16 protein-coding genes and 1 riboswitch are annotated in these 18,637 nt (G+C 39.7%); of the genes, 6 read left to right on the top strand and 10 right to left on the bottom strand.

The annotated features are described in order from the left end of the window. Nucleotides 1-4 precede the first annotated feature (4 nt). On the bottom strand, nt 5-730 hold the full coding sequence (locus tag JOC34_RS07905; protein WP_205136210.1) for a response regulator: 726 nt from the start codon (nt 728-730) through the stop codon (nt 5-7). Then, entirely contained in the window at nt 727-2,331 is a 1,605-nt protein-coding gene (dcuS, locus tag JOC34_RS07900; protein WP_205136209.1) for a DcuS/MalK family sensor histidine kinase, read from the bottom strand. Before dcuS ends, JOC34_RS07905 begins: the two co-directional genes overlap by 4 nt. A gap of 273 nt (nt 2,332-2,604) precedes the next feature. Then, nucleotides 2,605-2,711: riboswitch (SAM riboswitch) on the top strand. A gap of 100 nt (nt 2,712-2,811) precedes the next feature. On the opposite strand from dcuS, the gene JOC34_RS07895 reads away from it, so the two are divergent. The 4 genes from JOC34_RS07895 to JOC34_RS07880 are packed head-to-tail and all read left to right on the top strand — an operon-like array spanning nt 2,812 to nt 6,519. Beyond that, nucleotides 2,812-3,846: a methionine ABC transporter ATP-binding protein gene (locus tag JOC34_RS07895; RefSeq protein WP_205136208.1), complete on the top strand. Its 1,035-nt coding sequence runs from the start codon at nt 2,812-2,814 to the stop codon at nt 3,844-3,846. Beyond that, entirely contained in the window at nt 3,836-4,510 is a 675-nt protein-coding gene (locus tag JOC34_RS07890; protein ID WP_205136207.1) for a methionine ABC transporter permease, read from the top strand. The genes JOC34_RS07895 and JOC34_RS07890 overlap by 11 nt, the downstream gene beginning before the upstream one ends. A gap of 14 nt (nt 4,511-4,524) precedes the next feature. Then, a complete protein-coding gene (locus JOC34_RS07885) occupies nt 4,525-5,652 on the top strand; it encodes an alpha-hydroxy-acid oxidizing protein (protein ID WP_205136206.1) in 1,128 nt (375 codons plus the stop codon). A gap of 36 nt (nt 5,653-5,688) precedes the next feature. Continuing rightward, nucleotides 5,689-6,519 carry a MetQ/NlpA family ABC transporter substrate-binding protein gene (locus tag JOC34_RS07880; protein WP_338062650.1) on the top strand — a complete coding sequence of 277 codons (831 nt, stop codon included), beginning with the start codon at nt 5,689-5,691 and terminating at the stop codon, nt 6,517-6,519. 148 nt (nt 6,520-6,667) lie between these two features. On the opposite strand, the gene JOC34_RS07875 is transcribed toward JOC34_RS07880, so the two are convergent. The 3 genes from JOC34_RS07875 to JOC34_RS07865 all read right to left on the bottom strand — a co-directional run bounded on the left by JOC34_RS07875 (nt 6,668) and on the right by JOC34_RS07865 (nt 10,335). After that, nucleotides 6,668-8,074, bottom strand: coding sequence for an APC family permease (locus JOC34_RS07875; RefSeq protein WP_205136205.1), 1,407 nt, complete (start codon nt 8,072-8,074; stop codon nt 6,668-6,670). A 69-nt stretch (nt 8,075-8,143) separates the two neighbouring features. After that, the gene (locus JOC34_RS07870) at nt 8,144-9,487 is read right to left on the bottom strand and encodes an aminotransferase family protein (RefSeq protein ID WP_205136204.1); all 1,344 of its coding nucleotides are present in this window, start codon (nt 9,485-9,487) and stop codon (nt 8,144-8,146) included. Between the two features lie 194 nt (nt 9,488-9,681). Next, complete coding sequence (locus JOC34_RS07865; RefSeq protein ID WP_205136203.1) at nt 9,682-10,335, bottom strand: LuxR C-terminal-related transcriptional regulator; 654 nt, start codon at nt 10,333-10,335, stop codon at nt 9,682-9,684. Between the two features lie 422 nt (nt 10,336-10,757). On the opposite strand from JOC34_RS07865, the gene yedE reads away from it, so the two are divergent. Both yedE and yedF read left to right on the top strand, forming a co-directional pair. Continuing rightward, nucleotides 10,758-11,969 (top strand): selenium metabolism membrane protein YedE/FdhT, encoded by a 1,212-nt coding sequence (gene yedE / locus JOC34_RS07860; protein WP_205136202.1) that lies wholly within the window; start codon nt 10,758-10,760, stop codon nt 11,967-11,969. Then, nucleotides 11,959-12,186, top strand: a complete 228-nt coding sequence (gene yedF, locus JOC34_RS07855) for a sulfurtransferase-like selenium metabolism protein YedF (protein ID WP_205136201.1) — start codon at nt 11,959-11,961, stop codon at nt 12,184-12,186. Before yedE ends, yedF begins: the two co-directional genes overlap by 11 nt. A 114-nt stretch (nt 12,187-12,300) precedes the next feature. On the opposite strand, the gene JOC34_RS07850 is transcribed toward yedF, so the two are convergent. From JOC34_RS07850 to hutU, 5 genes are all read right to left on the bottom strand, one after another. Further along, a complete protein-coding gene (locus JOC34_RS07850) occupies nt 12,301-12,900 on the bottom strand; it encodes a class I SAM-dependent methyltransferase (protein WP_205136200.1) in 600 nt (199 codons plus the stop codon). Nucleotides 12,901-13,075: 175 nt separating this feature from the next. Then, on the bottom strand, nt 13,076-14,020 hold the full coding sequence (gene hutG, locus JOC34_RS07845) for a formimidoylglutamase (RefSeq protein ID WP_205136369.1): 945 nt from the start codon (nt 14,018-14,020) through the stop codon (nt 13,076-13,078). Between the two features lie 44 nt (nt 14,021-14,064). Further along, nucleotides 14,065-15,375 carry a YjiH family protein gene (locus tag JOC34_RS07840; protein WP_205136368.1) on the bottom strand — a complete coding sequence of 437 codons (1,311 nt, stop codon included), beginning with the start codon at nt 15,373-15,375 and terminating at the stop codon, nt 14,065-14,067. Nucleotides 15,376-15,617: 242 nt separating this feature from the next. Beyond that, the gene (hutI, locus tag JOC34_RS07835; protein WP_205136199.1) at nt 15,618-16,892 is read right to left on the bottom strand and encodes an imidazolonepropionase; all 1,275 of its coding nucleotides are present in this window, start codon (nt 16,890-16,892) and stop codon (nt 15,618-15,620) included. Between the two features lie 42 nt (nt 16,893-16,934). Next, nucleotides 16,935-18,599 carry a urocanate hydratase gene (gene hutU, locus JOC34_RS07830; RefSeq protein ID WP_420856118.1) on the bottom strand — a complete coding sequence of 555 codons (1,665 nt, stop codon included), beginning with the start codon at nt 18,597-18,599 and terminating at the stop codon, nt 16,935-16,937. Nucleotides 18,600-18,637 lie beyond the last annotated feature (38 nt).

Genomic DNA, 18,637 nt, shown 5'->3' with positions numbered 1-18,637 from the left:
GCATTTAATGATCTTCCTCCGCCACCAATGTTTGAATCATATTAATGTTTTCTGGTCTTAACTGATAACGATGTAATGGCCTTCCTGTTCCTTGATAATTTGCTTCAACCTTCAAAACATCCAGACCTACCAAGTATTTTAAATACTTACTGATCGATACACGTGATATACCAGTCTCATCAGCTATTTCAGCAGCAGAAAACGTATCCTTTTCCCAATTGATAATTTGCTTGGCAATGCGTGCCAACGTTAGTGTCGTAAGCCCCTTTGGAAGGTCGAGTGGATTTAAATCGGAACGACGTTTATCCAACAGAAAGGCATCCAATTCCTTCTGCTGAATACGCATTCCATCACGCATTACGTCAAACCTTTGTTGATACTTCACAAGTGCTTCTTTAAACCGCCCAAAATCAAACGGTTTAATTAAATAATCAATTGCGCCATGATGTAAAGCCCTTTGTATCGATGGTTGATCATTCGCAGCTGTAATGACAATAGCATCCACTGCCAGACCGGCATTCCTTATCTCTACAAGTAAATCAAGACCATTTGTATTTGCCATATAAATATCTAGTAAAATAAGATCGACATCATTGTTTTTTAAAAAGGTGAGAGCCGCGGAAGTATCATGAACCACACTCACAACAGTAAAGCCTGCGATCTTTTCCAGATAAATACGGTTAAATTTTGCCACCATTGGATCATCTTCCACAATTAATACATGTATCATACGTTATCACTGCCTTCATCAGGAATAATTACATCAAAAACAGTTCCTTCCCCTTTTTCCGATGTAACTTCCAGCACTCCGCCTAGTTCATCCAATATTTTTTTAGTCAAAAATAGTCCGAAACCTCGGTTGTTTCCCTTTGTAGAAGTCCCTTTTTGAAACATGGCTTCCTTTTCAGACGACGTTAAACCAGGCCCATTGTCTTGAATCGAAAAATGAATCTGTCCATCTATATAATTTATCGTAATAAGGACATATTTATCTGTTTGATCAGCTACCGCTTCCATCGCATTATCACTTAAGTTACCTATCATTGTAATCAATGATTCCAGTTTCTGGGTATGCTTTACTACCGGTAAAGGGTGTTCACCTCTCAGATCTATCGTTATACCATTGTTTCTAAATTGATTTAACTTGTTAAGAAGATAGCTGGCTAATACCGGATCTTCTACAAGGCGGGAAACAGACCCAATTTCCTTTTGATAGTTTTCAGAGATATAACCAATATACGTCTGAAGTTCCTCGTAGGATTCTGTATGCACCATTGCTGATATCACATGCAGTCTGTTCATAAATTCATGCGTTTGTTCCCGCAATGTATCGGCATACGTTTTCGCATTGGTCAATTGTTCCGCTAATGAAGTAAGTTCCGTTTTATCTCGAAAGGTTGCAATCGAGCCTACTGTTTGATAGTTGGATACAACTGGTGTGATATTGACAACAATATTAATGCCATGTAGCTGTTGTTCCTGATCATAATCTTCCGCTTGATTTAATAATGCCTGTTGTAGTGCTGACTTTGGTAAATAGGATGCTACATGCTGCCCAATAGGATGTTCGGAAAGCCCCGCCCTTCGAAACAGCTCTATCGCAGCATGATTCGCGATTACGATGATGCCCGCTTCATTGATGGCAATAATGCCTTCCCTCACGGAGGATAGCATCACGTCCCGCTCTTGAAATAATTGGGCAATCTCCCTTGGTTCCAGACCATATAATGTTTGTTTCACACGACGCGCTAGTAGAATAGCGCCAATTCCTCCAACGATAAGTCCTGCGGCAATACCTATATAAACAATGTACTGGCTGGAAGAAACCGCATCTTCCACTCTATCCAGTAAAATACCGACCGCGACTACCCCAACTTGTTTATCCCCATTCCAAATAGGGACGAACGCACGCATAGAATCACCCAATGTACCTTCAGCGACTGAGGTATACTGTTCTCCTTCAAACGCCTTATCCTCATCATTACCAACAAAGTATTGACCAATATTCTCCTCTACAGGATGTGATCGGCGAATGTGGTCATTATCCATGACGACAATATAATCAACATTCGTATCTTCCTGGACCATTTCTGTATATGTTTGAATTTTATTCGATTCAACGTCTCTAGTCACTCCTTCAATAACCACTTGGGAGCGACTAACTGCACGTGCAATATCCTGCGTTTTCTCTGCCTGATTTTCCCGAGCTTTTTTAGCTGTTTCATTAACGATTAACATGCCAGTTACAGCTAATGCGATAATTAATACAAGCAATACAAGTAACATCATCCATGTTTGTAGCCGGATTGGCTTTCTTTTCTTTTGTTTCATCGGATGCTCCTGGACATAGGTGGATTTTTGGTGGATTTACTTATCATTACGCTTATACGAAGCAACTCCACACCTACCATAAGTATATCATAATGTGATTTCAGAAAATATAAGACTGATGTCGGTCTGCTGAGTCGTCTAATGAGGCAATATAGAACGTTTTTAATGTCGTATTATATCATTTATGATACTTTTCACACGGATGAGGCGTCAGATTAGATTGACTTACTATATTAACTATACTATACTAAAAAAAGCGAAAATTAAATACTGTTCTTATCAAGAGTGGCAGAGGGACTGGCCCTATGACGCCCGGCAACCATCTAATTCTTTAGAGGGTGCTAAATCCTACAAACAATAAAGTGTTTGATAGATAAGAGAAACGAAAATACGATTTCAATGATTAACTTTCTCTGTCCCAAACGACAGGGAATTTTTTTATTCAATTAGAGTAGTTATCTTGCTGGGAGGAAGAAAGTTATGATTCATTTTGAAAATATCACCAAAGTATTTGATGCGAAATCAAAGGAAACAAAGGCACTTGATGACGTCTCGCTTCATGTTAAAAAAGGAACTATTTTCGGTGTAATTGGTTATAGTGGCGCAGGTAAAAGTACATTAGTTCGTATGGCAAATTTATTAGAAAAGCCGACGACAGGTAAAGTTTATTTCAAAGGTACTGACCTTACCACGCTTTCCATGTCAAAATTGCAAGAGGCAAGAAGAAATATGGGAATGATTTTTCAATCTTTTAATCTCTTAAAAACTGGGACAGTCTATGAAAATATTGCAAACCCACTAAAATTAACCGGTGTTCCTAAAAAGGAAATTCAAGCAAGAGTAGCCAAATACTTGGAGATCGTAGGTTTGCAGGATAAAGCTAATGCCTATCCTGCAAAACTTTCTGGAGGACAAAAACAACGCGTGGCCATCGCCCGAGCACTTGCACATGAACCAGAAGTGTTGTTATGTGATGAAGCAACAAGTGCACTCGATCCAGATACAACAGATGCGATTTTATCGTTACTAGATCGAATTAATCAAGAATTAGGTATTACTATTTTATTAATTACGCATGAAATGAACGTTGTCCAAAATATTTGTCATGAAGTAGCGGTAATGGATAATGGCCGTATCATTGAACAAGGGAAAGTTATTGATGTATTCGCACAGCCGAAAACAAAAACAGCGAAACGCTTTGTTCAATCTTTATTCAACGATTCGGTTCCTGAACAATTAGTAAACAGTCTGGAAGGATCCGGCCAAATTGTCACATTATCATTTGTTGGCGAATCTTCAGGGAAACCTGCACTCGCAATGGTAACCAAACAATTTGATGTTTATCCTTCTATTTTAAGCGGTAATATTGCACAGCTAAAAGACCAACCATTTGGACGCTTAGTTGTCCATTTACAAGGCAATGCAACAGAGACGCAGAAGGCGATTAGCTATCTGATAGAACTGGGTGTCATTGTGGAAGGGTATAAAAAAGGAGGTAAACAACATGTCAGCTAGTATATCGGATTTTTTTGAAAACTGGGGACCAGATATATGGGAAGCCTTAATTCAAACATTTCAGATGGTAGGGATCGCTTTAGCAATATCCATACTTATTGGTCTTCCACTTGGGGTTTTATTAACCCTTAGCGGTTCCGGAAAAGCACTTGAAAATAAATTTTTACATCAAATTCTTAATCTAGTCATTAATATGATTCGTTCGATCCCGTTTATTATTTTGTTATTCTTTATTTTACCTTTCACCAAATTTATTGCTGGAACAACGATTGGTGTCAGCGGCGTGATTGCCCCCCTTGTTATCTATACGGCACCATATATCGCCAGATTAATGGAATCAAGTCTTTTAGAAGTTGACCGTGGTGTAATCGAAGCATATGAAGCTATGGGAATTAAAACGCGACATATCATTTGGCATGTACTAATCCGTGAATCCAGATCGTCCATTATCCTTGGTTTAACGATTGCAACAATTGGGCTGATTGGGGCTACAGCAATGGCTGGATTAGTAGGTGCTGGTGGGCTTGGCGATCTTGCCTATCGTTTTGGTCATTTACGCTATCAAGCAGACGTGATGTATGTAACAGTGTTCATTTTAATTATTCTCGTACAAGGTATCCAGACATTCGGTAATCTTATTTCAGCAAAATTGAAAAAAGACTAAGGAGATGAATCAACGTGAGTAAAGTTGAAGTAAATGAACATACCAGATCAATCCCGATCCGTTTTAAAGATTTAGAATATCAGGCTAAGCAGCTTTTAGAGGAAAAGGTTTTTGTTTATGCGGAAAGTGGCGCTGGAAATGAAGAAACGCTAAATGATAATCGAAAGGCATTTAACCGCTGGAAAATTACACCGCGTTTTTTAAAAGACGTTTCAGAAGTTACCTTAAATACAATGATAAATGGGCAAGCTATTGCTGCACCCATCTTTCTCGCTCCCGTTGGCATGCAAGGCATTGCACATCCGGATGGGGAATTAGCCAGTGCCAAAGCAGCTGCTAGTCAGGGAATACCTTTTGTTTCAAGTACGGTATCCTCTTACAGCCTAGAGGATATTGCAAATGCAAGTGATAACGGTAATCGTTGGTTTCAACTTTATTATCCAAATGACGTAAAGTTAGCAACCAGTTTTGTTAAAAGGGCAGAAGCGGCGGGCTACGGGGCTATTGTGATAACGGTCGATATGCCTTTCATTGGAAATCGGGAGCGCGATCGTTCAAACGATTATTCCCCATTTTTACAAGGCAGTGGTATTGCAAATTATGCTGTTGATCCGGTATTCCAACAATATATGCAGGCTAAACAAAACCCAAATATTGTAGAAGAAATGCTTCCGTACTTCTATCGACCTGCTTTACAATGGGAAGATATCGATCATATAAGAAAAGCGGTAGACCTGCCTATTTATTTAAAAGGTATTTTACACCCGGACGATGCAGAGCAAGCAGTAAATCATGGCATTGATGGGATCGTTGTATCTAACCATGGTGGAAGGCAGTTAGATGGCTGTATTGCTTCACTGGATGCCCTTCCTTTCATCAAAGATAGAGTGAAGGACAAGCTTCCTATCCTTTTAGATAGTGGTGTCAGAAGCGGTCCCGATATAGTAAAAGCACTGGCACTTGGTGCTGATGCAATTCTATTAGGCAGACCATATCTTTATGGATTAACGATAGCTGGCGAGGCTGGCGTAGAACAGGTATTACATAATATTATCCATGATTTGAAAACAACACTTGCCCTATCGGGAATTACATCGATTCAAGAAGTTAATGGTTCTTTAGTCCAAAAGATAGATAAATAACACTTAAAATAAGAATGATGGAAGAGGGATAACAACATGAGAAACATGAAGAAATGGTTTATAATTAGTTTGTTTATTTTAGTTATAGGTACGCTTACAGCTTGCGGCAACGAGAAATCAAGTAATGAATCGGATGATCTATTAGAGGATGGCAAGTTAACAGTTGGTGTTACATCCGGACCTCACGAAGAACTTCTAGAAAAGATACAGGAATTGGGTAAAGAGCAAGGCCTAGATATTGAATTAAAGGTTTTTAACGACTATGTCATGCCAAATGTTGCTTTATCTGAAGGCGAAATTGATATGAACAGTTTCCAAACCGAACCCTTCTTTGATCAAGCGAATGAAGAGCGTCAACTAGGACTTGTTAAAGTAGCAGATACCATTACTTTTCCAATGGGAATTTATTCATTGGATATAGAAGATGTAAAAGAACTAAAAGATGGTGCTAAAATTGGGCTTCCAAGTGATCCAACAAATAGTGGACGGGCACTTGCACTATTTGAACAAGCTGGATTAATTAAGGTAAATGAAGGTGCTGGTATAGATGCAACAATAAAAGATATTGAAGTAAACAACAATAACTATGAATTTATTGAACTCGATCCTGCACAAATTGGTCGACAGCTTGATGAGCTTGACGCTGCAGCTATTAATACAAACTTTGCGATGGATGCTGGGTTTGTACCTTCTAAAGATGCTATATTTATAGAACCAAAAGATTCTCCGTTCGCAAATCTAATTGCTGTTAGAGAGGAGTCCAAAGATCAAGAAGCTGTGCAACAATTTATAGACCTTTATCATTCTGACGAAGTAAAAGCATTCGTTGATGAAAAATTCGATGGCTCTGTCATTCCCTCTTGGTAAGCGGAAATTGCAATTTGCCATGGACAGCTTGTCTTAAGCTAACTATACCGCCTGCTCGTTCGAGATTTAACCCTAAAGCATTCACGCATGATCGGCACACAAACCAAAACAGCGATCCCCGTCAAGAAGGGTCGCTGTTTTTATCATTCTACAAAACGCGATCAATCTCTTTCTTCATTTTCTCATCCGCTGATTTGGCGCCATATTTTTTGATAGTTATCTTATAAAATACGAAACCAAGTACAGCCCATACCCCAACAATAAGCCACTCATACGGCCAAATAAGTGCTGACGGCATGCCTGGCATATACAATACACCTATTCCAACAGACATGATAATGGCCGCCCAGCCAATCAGTTTTCCATTTCGCAAATAAAACGGCCGTTTCAAATCAGGTTCCTTCTTCCGTAACACAACAAACGAGACGGCTACCATTAACCATGCAACAACAAGTCCTAATCCGCCAGCATCCACCAACCATTCCAAAGCCGGCCGTCCTAATAATGGCGCAAGTGTGGAAATGACACCAATTAAAAGAATGGCTTTATGTGGTGTCTGATATTTCGGATGGAGTTCACCGAGAAACTTTGGTAGCATACCGCCTCTGGCAAGTGCGTAAATGGCACGACTTCCTCCAATAAAAAATCCAATCCAGCTGGTCAATATACCACCAATACCTCCCAGCACAAGTACATTACCCATCAGCTGACTGCCGCCAAAGGCTTTTGCCATGGCATCAGCTGTGACCAGGTTAGATCCCGCAATTTCTGAAGGATTCAACACACGAGAAACCCCGAATATAATCGCAACATACCAGACAACTGCCATCAATACGGATATAATCAACAATTGCCCGATTCTCCTCCGCGGCAAGTTGATTTCTTCTGCCGCTTGCGGGATCACGTCAAACCCAACAAACATGAATGGGGTCATAATGACAACCGTCAATAAACCAGCGGTCCCTTTTTCAAAAAACGGCTCCATATTCTGCATATTTCCAGCGGCAGTACTTCCGGTAATTAACAGGACACCGGCCAACAAAATTAATAAGGTGAGAATAACGTTAACGGAAGTGGAAAGCTTGACTCCTCGATAATTAATCCAAGTAATGAGAATGGAACCGACCATCCCAACACCTGCCCATGTAGCCGTGACATCCCAATCTGCTACCGTATATAAATAACCCTGACTATAATTCGGAACCAAATATTCAAACACGGTAGGAAGCGCAACAGCTTCAAAGGCTACAACCGAAACATAGCCGAGGATCACCGCCCATGTCGTAACGAAGGAAGCAACCCTCCCCATCGCCTTGTAGCTGAACACTAACTCCCCGCCAGCAAGCGGAAGCGCGGCAGTCAGTTCTGCATAGGTCAGTCCGACCAGAACGACAAGCAGCCCACCAATTAAAAAGGCAAGAATTGCGCCAAGTGATCCTGCTTCCGTTATCCATAGTCCAGCGGTTACAACCCAGCCCCAGCCAATCATCGCGCCGAATGCCAGGGCAAGTACATCTTTGTTACCGAGAATTCTCTTTAACTGTGGATCGCTCATTCTTCTAACCTCCAATGAAAGACCATGATACTTTACACATCAGGAAAGTTGCGAATGTATGATTTCCAACTAATGCTTATCACCAAGTTGTTGCTGAACGGATCGTACTGCATCATGTAATTTTTCAATGATCGTATGAACTTGGGTTTCATTAATAATCAGTGGTGGGGCAAAACAAATGATGTCTGTATTTTCATAAGTAACCGGCCGGCAAATAACCCCGCGCTCGTGAAGGGCTTCAATTACTTTCGAAGCCACCTGTAGTTCTGCTGGAAAGCGCTCATTTGTTTCCGGATTTTGCACAAGTTCCACTGCCCCGATCAAACCAGTTGTCCTCACATCCCCAATAATATCCAGTTCTTTCTTAATGAAATGAAATCCTTCCAGTAATTTCTCCCCCATTTCCCTGGAATTTTCGACAAGCCCTTCCTTCTCGAGGATTTCTATGTTCTTTAAGGCAACGGCGGCAGCGGTCGGGTGGCCACTGTACGTAAATCCATGAAATAAAGTACCTTTCGATTTTTCTTTTAATACGTTATGAATGTGATCTGATATAACGACACCGCCAAGCGGCATGTAACCACTCGTCACACCTTTTGCAAAAGTCATCATATCTGGAATGACGCCCCAATTTTCCATCCCGAACATCTTCCCTGTTCGACCGAATCCAGTAATCACCTCATCCGCGATAAATAAAATGTCGTACGCTTCACACACTTCTCGCACCTTTTTAAAATAATCAGCTGGAGGAATTAATACACCACCTGAACCTTGTATTGGCTCAGCAAGAAAAGCTGCAATCGTTTCAGCACCCTTTTCGTCAATCACCTGTCTGAGTGAGTCAATGGCCTGTTCTGTCCCAATTCCATAAGGTGATTTCGCATGGATAGATCCCGATACCATATGTCCCGCCATATCCCAGAACTCAGGGATGCCTGTTGCGCTGGTGGAAGCAGCTGCAACCCCATGATACCCACGTCTTAACGAAATAATGTTTCTTCGCTCCGGCTTACCTTGTATTTTCCAGTAATGACGAACCAATTTGATTGCAGAGTCATTCGATTCCGATCCACCAGAAGTGAAAAATACTGCATTCAAACCATCCGGTGTCATCTGAGCGATCTTCTCAGCTAACTTGATTGCAGGTTCATGGCTAAACGTCGAAAAAGCGGAACTGTAAGCCATCTTTTCCATCTGTTTTGCTGCCGCTTTAGCAAGTTCTTTCCTACCATGACCAATATTCACATTCCATAAGGAAGACATCGCATCAATGTATACGTTTTTATCCTTATCTGTTAAATAAATCCCATCTCCCTTGTCCATGATTACTTTAGCACCCTTTTCTTGTTGTTGCTGAATCGAAGAAGTTGGGTGAATGAAATGCTTTTTGTCTAAACCAATTAGGTTACTCAATCGTATATTCCTCCTCTCAAAATATACATATGTAGCTAGCGTTACGTATAGAACAAGCTGTGGTTATCACTAAATAGTAAAAAAATAAACACCCGCCAAGATCGATCGCTTGACGGGTGTTTATCGATTAAGTGCTATAAATTATTATAGCCTGTGAATACTCATTTAATTGTTCGAAATATTTGGAGCGGCCATCAATCCTTCATTATTTCTGTTAAGAAATGATATACCTGCCCTCTATTTTTAATATTAATTCTTTTATACGCCATACTTACATAATCCCGAATCGTCTTTTCCGTTAAATCAAGCATTTCCGCAATTTCTTTGTTGTTTTTCTCTTTAAATATTAAATATAAAACATCCAGATCACGTTTTGTTGCGTTTATGTTTCTCTCTTCTAATCTTTGCTGCAGAATTTCCTTCTCATCATAATGTCTTATCTGTATTTCGTCCATCATTACTTTTGCTATCTCGCCAGACATGACATATTGATTGCGATATACATTCCGAATGATATCGATAAAGGAATCTGGCTCATGCCCATTTAATATAAACCCATCTACACCTGAATCTATCCCTTTAATAATCCTACTTTTATCAACAAATGGTAATACATATATTACTTTACCATCTGGGAATGTTTTGATTAAAGTGGAAGTTATTTCATCTATACTTTCACTTTCAATCTGCGTATTGACAAGCATGATGTCTGGTTTCACTATTACTTTCTTTATCCCCATTACATTCATAGCCGTCCCAATAACATTCATATCTTTTTCTTGGTTTAATATTAAACTTAAACCTTGACTGAAAATCCGGCTCTCATCAACAAGTAGAATATTTATCATAAATAGCACTTCCATAGATTGGTCTTAAAATTTAACATTATTTTACTCCTAATAATCTTATTATGCTCTAATCGTACAAATTTATTCTGTTTTTATTGTCATGGGTTATCTACCAACTTCCAAGTAATCCTTCACGCTCTTTCCTTTCACCCACTCGGGACCCTTAATTATATTATCGACAGGCTTAGGGCTATCTTTAATAATAAATGCCTGGAAACAAACTTATTTAGTTACTATAGAGACTTCGTTCTCTAACCACTCAACTAGTCGGGTAATATGAACACTGTGTTAGCTGAACTGAACAATATATATAAACAGGCGTGACAGGTTCCAAAAAAAGGATTAAGATAAGTACATATTCACATACACTGCGAATAACATTCATAGCATGCCATTCTTTAAAAATTAAGGAGTTAAGAACGATGAAAGCAATATTGAGTAACGTATTTACCCGTTATTGGAATCCATATGTCGCGCTTATTTTAGCAGGAATTCTCAGTGCTATTTATTTTGGCATTACCGGTACTGTTTGGGCAGTAACAGGTGAATTCACCCGTTTGGGAGGTCATGTTCTCCAGTTTTTGGGTGTAGATATATCAGACTGGGCTTATTTTGACCTGGTACATATGCAAGGTTCTTCCTTTTCAAGATCCGATGGCTGGATTGTTTGGGGAATGTTTATAGGCGCTTTAATGATGGTTCTTTTCAGCAACAGTTTTAAGATTCGTATCCCCAAACAAAAACGTCGTCTGGTGCAGGGATTAGTTGGTGGAATCATCGCCGGCTTTGGTGCACGTCTCGCATTGGGCTGTAACCTTGCTGCGTTTTTCACAGGCGTTCCACAATTCTCCTTCCATTCGTGGATTTTCATCATTGCCACAGGGATTGGAACCTATTTAGGTGCACAAGTTACAAAAACAAGATGGTGGAAAGGCAAACCTTCTTTAACAAAAGGAAATAAAAAGCCTTCTGTTGAAAAAAGGAGAAAAATCCAGCCTTACATTGGCGGTATGATTGCACTGGTATATACAGGACTCATTTTATTTTTCTTTACAACAGGCAAGCCATTGCTCGGTATCGCAGCCATTTTTGGGGCGCTTTTTGGTATATTAATTGAAAGAGGCCAAATTTGTTTCACCTCTGCCTTCCGTGATTTATGGTTAACCGGCAGAGGCTTGATGGCAAAAGCAATTATTATCGCTATGGCAGTTAGCTCTGTGATTACGTTGTTTGTCATTATCATCTACGGCATGGAACCAATTACACAAATTGCTGCACCAAGCACCTTTATTGGTGGTTTTTTGTTTGGCCTTGGCATCGTTTTAGCAAGTAGCTGTGAAACGGGTATGATGTATCGATTAATGGAGGGCCAAGTCCTTTATCTGACCGTATTCGCAGGAAATATCATCGGTGTTACTGCACTCGCCTATGCTTGGGATCATCTTGGTATCTACAATGTACTCGTTGCCAGTGGAAAACCAATTAATCTCATTTCTACAATGGGTCCAGTTGGTGCAATCCTAGCAACCCTTGTGATGCTTGGCATTTTATATTTACTTACCGTCTACCGGCAAAAGACTTACCGCTTTGTCGGTATGGGATTCAAGAAAGGGGAAAAGAAACATGTCAGTTGATTTCACATTGGATTTGCGGGGAGAATCTTGTCCCTATCCAGTCATCTATACATTAGAAGCATTGGAAGGAATGACTGCGGGAGAACTCCTCCAGGTTATCACGGACTGTCCTTCTTCATTCAGAAATGTTCCAGAAGAAGTATTAAAACATGGCTATCAATTCGCCAAAGATCCGGTAAAAAACGGACAAGAATATTTATTTTATGTTGTTGCTTGAACAGATATTTGATTGAAGCAGAAAAACAGATACGTCCTCTTTTGGATATATCTGTTTCTTTGTTTGGTTCAAGTTTAAATTTTCGTTGTTATTATAATAGAAGGTTTCGGATGATTATTTCTTAATAACCACTTGAATGACATGTCCTAAACCTGAATGCCTTTTCCCTTCGTTCCGCTCCGCTTCACCGTAATAAAAATGAATACACTTATACGCTTTAATCCAGTTTAAGATATCTACTGGATTATATAGCATATCAACTGATCCCGGTCCACCTGTTTTATAAGCCATTTGCGCTTCTGAGTAAACTTCGAAGATGACATATCCACCAGATTTCACTGACCCAATCATACTTTCCATTAAGAATTGCTGATCTTGTTTTGGCACATGTCCAAACACCATAATCGCGACATCATATTGATTTATTTCAACCTTTTCTTTGGTTAAATCAATCTCTACTGTTTCTATATCAACATTATTTTGACTAGCCAAGTCCTTCGTTTTCTCAAGGCCAATCACCGATTGATCATAAGTTGTTATATCGTGACCCAATTTTGCTAAATAAACCGCATTCCGACCTTCACCTTCAGCAAAACAGCCCACTTTAGAATGTGGCGGGATCATATCACTTTTATTGTTTATAAACACATTTTCATTTTCACCATAAACAAAGACTTTATCTGAAAAACTGTTATCCCAATGTTCTTTTGACATATTATATTGCTCCTTTATTACGTAGCATTAACATCTTCAACGCCAATGTATCATAACAGTAGTATAAATGCATGTGAATGAACCTATATTTTTAATTTTAGATTTACCTCATGAAGGCTCTAAACGCCCTGCTTTCAACCTAATAACTAGCTAACCCCTGCTATAATTGGGAGAACTAAATCCTTCTAAAAGACTTCATCACTTCTGCTATTAAATATGCCGCCAACCTGGTCGTTTTATCGTCCTCATCTAATAACGGATTAACCTCTGAAATATCGAAACTTGTTACATTTTCCTTTGCAACAATATAGCCTAACAGTGAGCGTACTAATTTTGGATCCAATCCAAATGGTGATGGAGCACTAACTCCAGGTGCCGCTGATGAATTGATGGAATCGGTACACAACGTTAATAAAACATAATCATACTTGTCTGCAAATTCATCAATTACTTTTTTAGTAGCATACTCAAACGTCAAGCTCTCCTCCATAATATATTGACAACCATATGTCTCAGCTATATTAAATAAAGCTTTTGTATTACCGAATTGCTGGATTCCCAAACATAAATATCCGGCTTGTTGATCCTCGTCTAATATTTGCTTAAACATGGTACCCGAGGATGAGATTTCGCTTTCCCGCATATCAAAATGTGCATCGATGTTAATAATACCCAGTGATGCACCGGAGCCAATAAATTTTCTTACTCCCAAATAGTGGCCATATAACGTTTCATGCCCACCACCAATAATGATCGGAGTACAGGAATGGTGAAGCAGTTTAGCTACTTGTTCCCCTAACTCTTGTTGCGCTTTTTCTAACTTATCGTGTTCACAGGCAACGTTCCCGATATCTATGATCCTTGTATCTCTGTCCAAATTATATGGGATTTTCGCTAACTGTTTTCTGACCTCATTAGGAGCTGAAGCTGCCCCGATCCTGCCATTATTTCTTTTAACCCCTTCATCTGACTCAAAACCTATCAAGCTGAAAACGCGCTCATTTTTCATTAACTCCTCCTTACTTTTTAAGGTAACCATCTGGTGGAAGCGAAAATTATCCTCATCATCCTCACTATCAATTCTTCCGCACCAAAATTGTTTATCCGGTAGTTTATAGATAATATAACCTCCTATTCCATTTTAAATTAAGCTACATCTAAATTTTAGAGTATCAGGTATGCAATTGGCGTAACGATAATTATCGTTAGAATCGTACGTTCAATCCAAAGCACAATCAATTTAGGAATACTAATTGGGATCTCTGTTGCTAAAATACATGGAATTAAAGCTGAAAAGAACAAAATGGCAGAGACCGATAATGTGGCAATAATAAACTTAGTGATTAACGGAGCATCCACAACTAGTAATGCAGGCAAAAACATTTCAGCTATTTCTGTTGCAGCTGCTTTTGCAACAAGTAACGGCTCTGGCACTTGCATAATCCATGTAAATGGATAAAAAATATACCCAATTATATCAAATACACTGGTATACTCAGCCAAAATCAATCCTAGTAACCCTACCGACATAATCGTTGGAAGGACTGCCATCGTCATCACAAATCCATCTTTAAAATTATGCCATATATTTTTAGGAAGCGAAACAGCTTCATCTGCAGTTTGCATTGCTTGTGACCAAGCAGCCTTTAATCGATCTTTTTTAATGATTTTTTCCGGCTGTCCTTTTCCATCATAGTACGCATTACTTAGTTTACTTAATGGCCAAATTCTGGTGGTAATTGCAGTCACAAGAAACGTAACAATTAATGTAACCCAAAAATAGCTGTTCCATATGTCCATGATGTCTAGCGTCTTTGCAATGATAATCATAAAAGTTACCGAAACTGTAGAGAAACCTGTCGCAATAATGGTTGCTTCTTTAATCGTATACTTCCCTTCTTTAAACACCCTGTTGGTAATTAATAGTCCAATACCATAGCTTCCGACAAATGATGCTACTGCATCAACAGCGGAGCGCCCTGGTGTTTTCCATATAGGTCGCATTACGGGCTGTAAAAACACACCGATAAATTCCAACAACCCATAGCCTACAAGCAAAGCGAGAAATATCGCACCAATAGGAATAATTAATCCTACTGATATTACCAGGTTCTCGAACAAGTATGGTCCCATATTAGGATCAAATAACCAAGGTGGTCCAAAATCAAAAACCAACAATATTGTAACTACTGCACCAATAATTTTAAACAGAGACAAAGTTATTTCAACTATACTTTTATTCCATGACTTGCTATAAAAAGGGTACACTGCGCCCAATACGATAACAATTAATATATAATAAGGAACCAGGACGGTGAATGTATCTTGGACAAAAGTAACAATATGATCCAAAGAGATTGTTTTCACTTCATTGATCGTAATTGGTACAAAAAAAGTAAAAATTCCAATAAAACTAAGCACAAAAAATTTAATTATATTAGATTTCTTATAAAAAACTGTATTTTGGTTGGTCATCACGTCCGACTCAGCACTTTTCATTACCTACACCTCTCCCTCTTAAGAAACGTTGTATGAACTACATATAACTCCATCTGAACCTTAGTCACACTTATTTCGTAGCTTGGCGGCACTTATCACCCACCTGAAGAGGTGGGTGTATTAGTATTGCCGTGAAGATAATCGCACCGAATATCATTGTTCCTGTATGAAGGAGATCACTGTCTATTACTGCCATCACCCCAAGTCAGACAAATACCTCACCTTAGTTGCCCACCAACGACAAGCTGTTTACCTGCCTTAATAACTGTATCTACATGATTCATGCCATATTGATAAGATAAGAATAAATAGTTTGGAACATCCCAAATCGTTATGTCTGCCTTTTTACCGGCTTCCAAACTGCCTGCTTCGTTTGCACACCCGATAGCATGCGCAGCATTAATCGTTGTGGCTGTTAGTACTTCCTCTGGTGTCATGCCCATATTCAAGCAACCTAAATTCATAATAAAAGGAAGCGAAATGGTTGGGGAAGAGCCAGGATTAGCATCAGTAGACAGTGCAACAGCTACCCCGGCATCAATCATTCTTCTTGCTTGTGCGTACTCTGCCATTAGAAAGAAGGCTGTTCCTGGTAATAAAACACCAATAACACCGGCTTCTGCCATACTTCTAATACCTTCATCGGAAGCTTTTAGAAGGTGTTCAGCGGATATAGCACCTACTTCTGCAGCCAATTCTGCTCCTGCATAAGATTCAATCTCATCTGCATGAATTTTCGGTGTCAATCCATATGCTTTTCCAGCTTCCAAAATTCGCTTCGATTGTTCTGGTGTGAAGACCCCACGCTCACAAAAGACATCATTAAATGTAGCCAATTTCCTTCGAGCTACTTCCGGAAGCATTTCTTCAATGACACGGTCAACAAACTTATCCGGATTATTCTTTTCATCTAATGGGACAGCATGTGCACCCATAAAGGTTGAAACAAGATCGACCGGATGTTCTTTGTTAAGCTGTTCAGTCACTTCAAGCTGTTTTAATTCATCCTCCAGTGTTAAACCGTAACCGCTTTTGGCTTCAACAGTTGTTACGCCATGTTGCAGAAATTGATTCAGTCGTTTTGTTGATTGCTCATATAATTCCTCATGTGTCGCCTGTTGTGTGGCACGCGTTGTTGCATGGATTCCGCCACCAGCATTCATAATTTCCATGTACGTTTTCCCTTTAAGTCGCATGGCATATTCGTTTTCTCTCGTCCCCGCATGAACGAGATGTGTATGAGGATCAATCAGTCCAGGCGTAACTATTTTTCCTGTTGCATCAATTTGTTCAGCAGTATTGATATGATCCTTGTATTTTGCCCGGATGTTTTCATCTGTATCGACTGCTACGATCTTTCCCTCTTCTATCCATACACCTCCATTTTCGATAACATTTATATCAGACATTGCTTCTTTTTTCGCTGGCTTATTTGTATGCCCTGCCATTGTGATCACTTCTGCAGCATTGGATATAAAAACTGTTTGTGACATATGATTTATTCCTCCTCTTACCATTTTGTTGCTGATCTGACATTATTTTTTCAGCATGGGAATTTTTACACCTTTTTCGCGTGCTGTCTTCTCGGCAATTTCATATCCTGCATCGACATGTCGCGCAATACCCATCCCAGGGTCAGTGGTCAATACGCGTTCTAAACGTTTCTCAGCATCTTTCGTTCCATCCGCTACAATCACCATCCCGGCATGAATGGAGTAGCCCATTCCTACACCGCCCCCCTGATGGACACTTACCCAGCTGGCCCCTCCAACACTGTTGATTAGTGCATTCAAGATAGGCCAGTCCGCCACAGCATCACTTCCGTCCTTCATCGATTCCGTCTCACGATTTGGAGATGCGACGGACCCAGAGTCGAGGTGATCACGTCCAATGACAATGGGAGCGGACAATTCACCACTTGCAACCATATCATTGATGATTTTGCCGAAGCGGGCTCTCTCACCATATCCGAACCAGCAGATTCGAGATGGCAGTCCTTGGAAGGCTATTTTCTCCTTAGCCATCCGGATCCAATTACATAAATGCTCATTATCACTAAATTCCTTTAAGATTACCTCATCTAATTTATAAATATCTTCCGGGTCACCTGATAATGCTACCCAGCGGAATGGTCCTTTCCCTTCACAGAATTGCGGGCGAATATAGGCAGGTACAAAGCCTGGGAAGTCAAACGCATTTTCAACTCCTTCATCCTTTGCTACTTGCCGTATATTGTTACCATAATCAAATGTTACGGCACCTTTTTCCATCAATTCAAGCATTGCACTTACATGTTTAGCCATAGAAGCCTTTGATAATTTTACATATTTATCCGGATCTGTAGCCCGAAGTGCTGCTGCTTCTACGACAGACATTTTAGAAGGTGTATAACCATTTAATGGGTCATGTGCTGAAGTCTGATCTGTCAGTACTTCTGGAATAAAGTTACGTGCAATCATTTCTGGCAATATGTCCGAAGCATTTCCAAGTAAAGCAATAGATAATGCCTCTCCTTCCCTTTTCGCTTCTTCAGCTAAACGAATTGCTTCATCAAGTGAATCCGTTTTCAAATCTACGTATCTTGTTTCAATTCTACGATTAATTCTTGTTTCATCAACCTCGATTGCAATACAAACACCGCCAGTCATTGTTACAGCGAGTGGCTGTGCACCACCCATTCCACCAAGTCCAGCTGTTACAGTAATCGTACCTTGCAGTGAACCGTTGTAGTGCTGCTTTGCTAATTCGGCAAAGCTCTCATATGTTCCTTGCACGATCCCTTGACTTCCGATATAAATCCAACTTCCTGCTGTCATTTGCCCATACATCATTAAACCTTTTTTATCCAGTTCATTAAAATGATCCCAATTAGCCCATTTAGGGACAAGATTTGAATTTGCAATCAACACTTTCGGTGCGTCCTGATGAGAGCGGAATACCGCTACTGGTTTTCCGGATTGAACTAATAACGTTTCGTTCGCTTCTAATTCCTTTAAAGATGAAACAATTGCTTCATAACTCTCCCAATTTCGAGCAGCTTTTCCGATTCCACCATAAACAACAAGCTCATCTGGATTTTCAGCTACGTCAGGATGCAAGTTATTGTTTAACATCCTCAAAGCAGCTTCCTGAATCCATCCCTTTGTATTTAATTTTGTTCCTCTATATTGTTCCACTTGGTTTTCTTTCGTTTTTGCCATTAAAATCATTCCTTCCCAACACTAAGTTCTGATAATTC

This window comes from Virgibacillus halotolerans, assembly GCF_016908515.1.
Classification (GTDB): Bacteria; Bacillota; Bacilli; order Bacillales; family Amphibacillaceae; genus Virgibacillus_M; species Virgibacillus_M halotolerans.
This window is presented reverse-complemented; position numbering and strand designations above follow the sequence as displayed.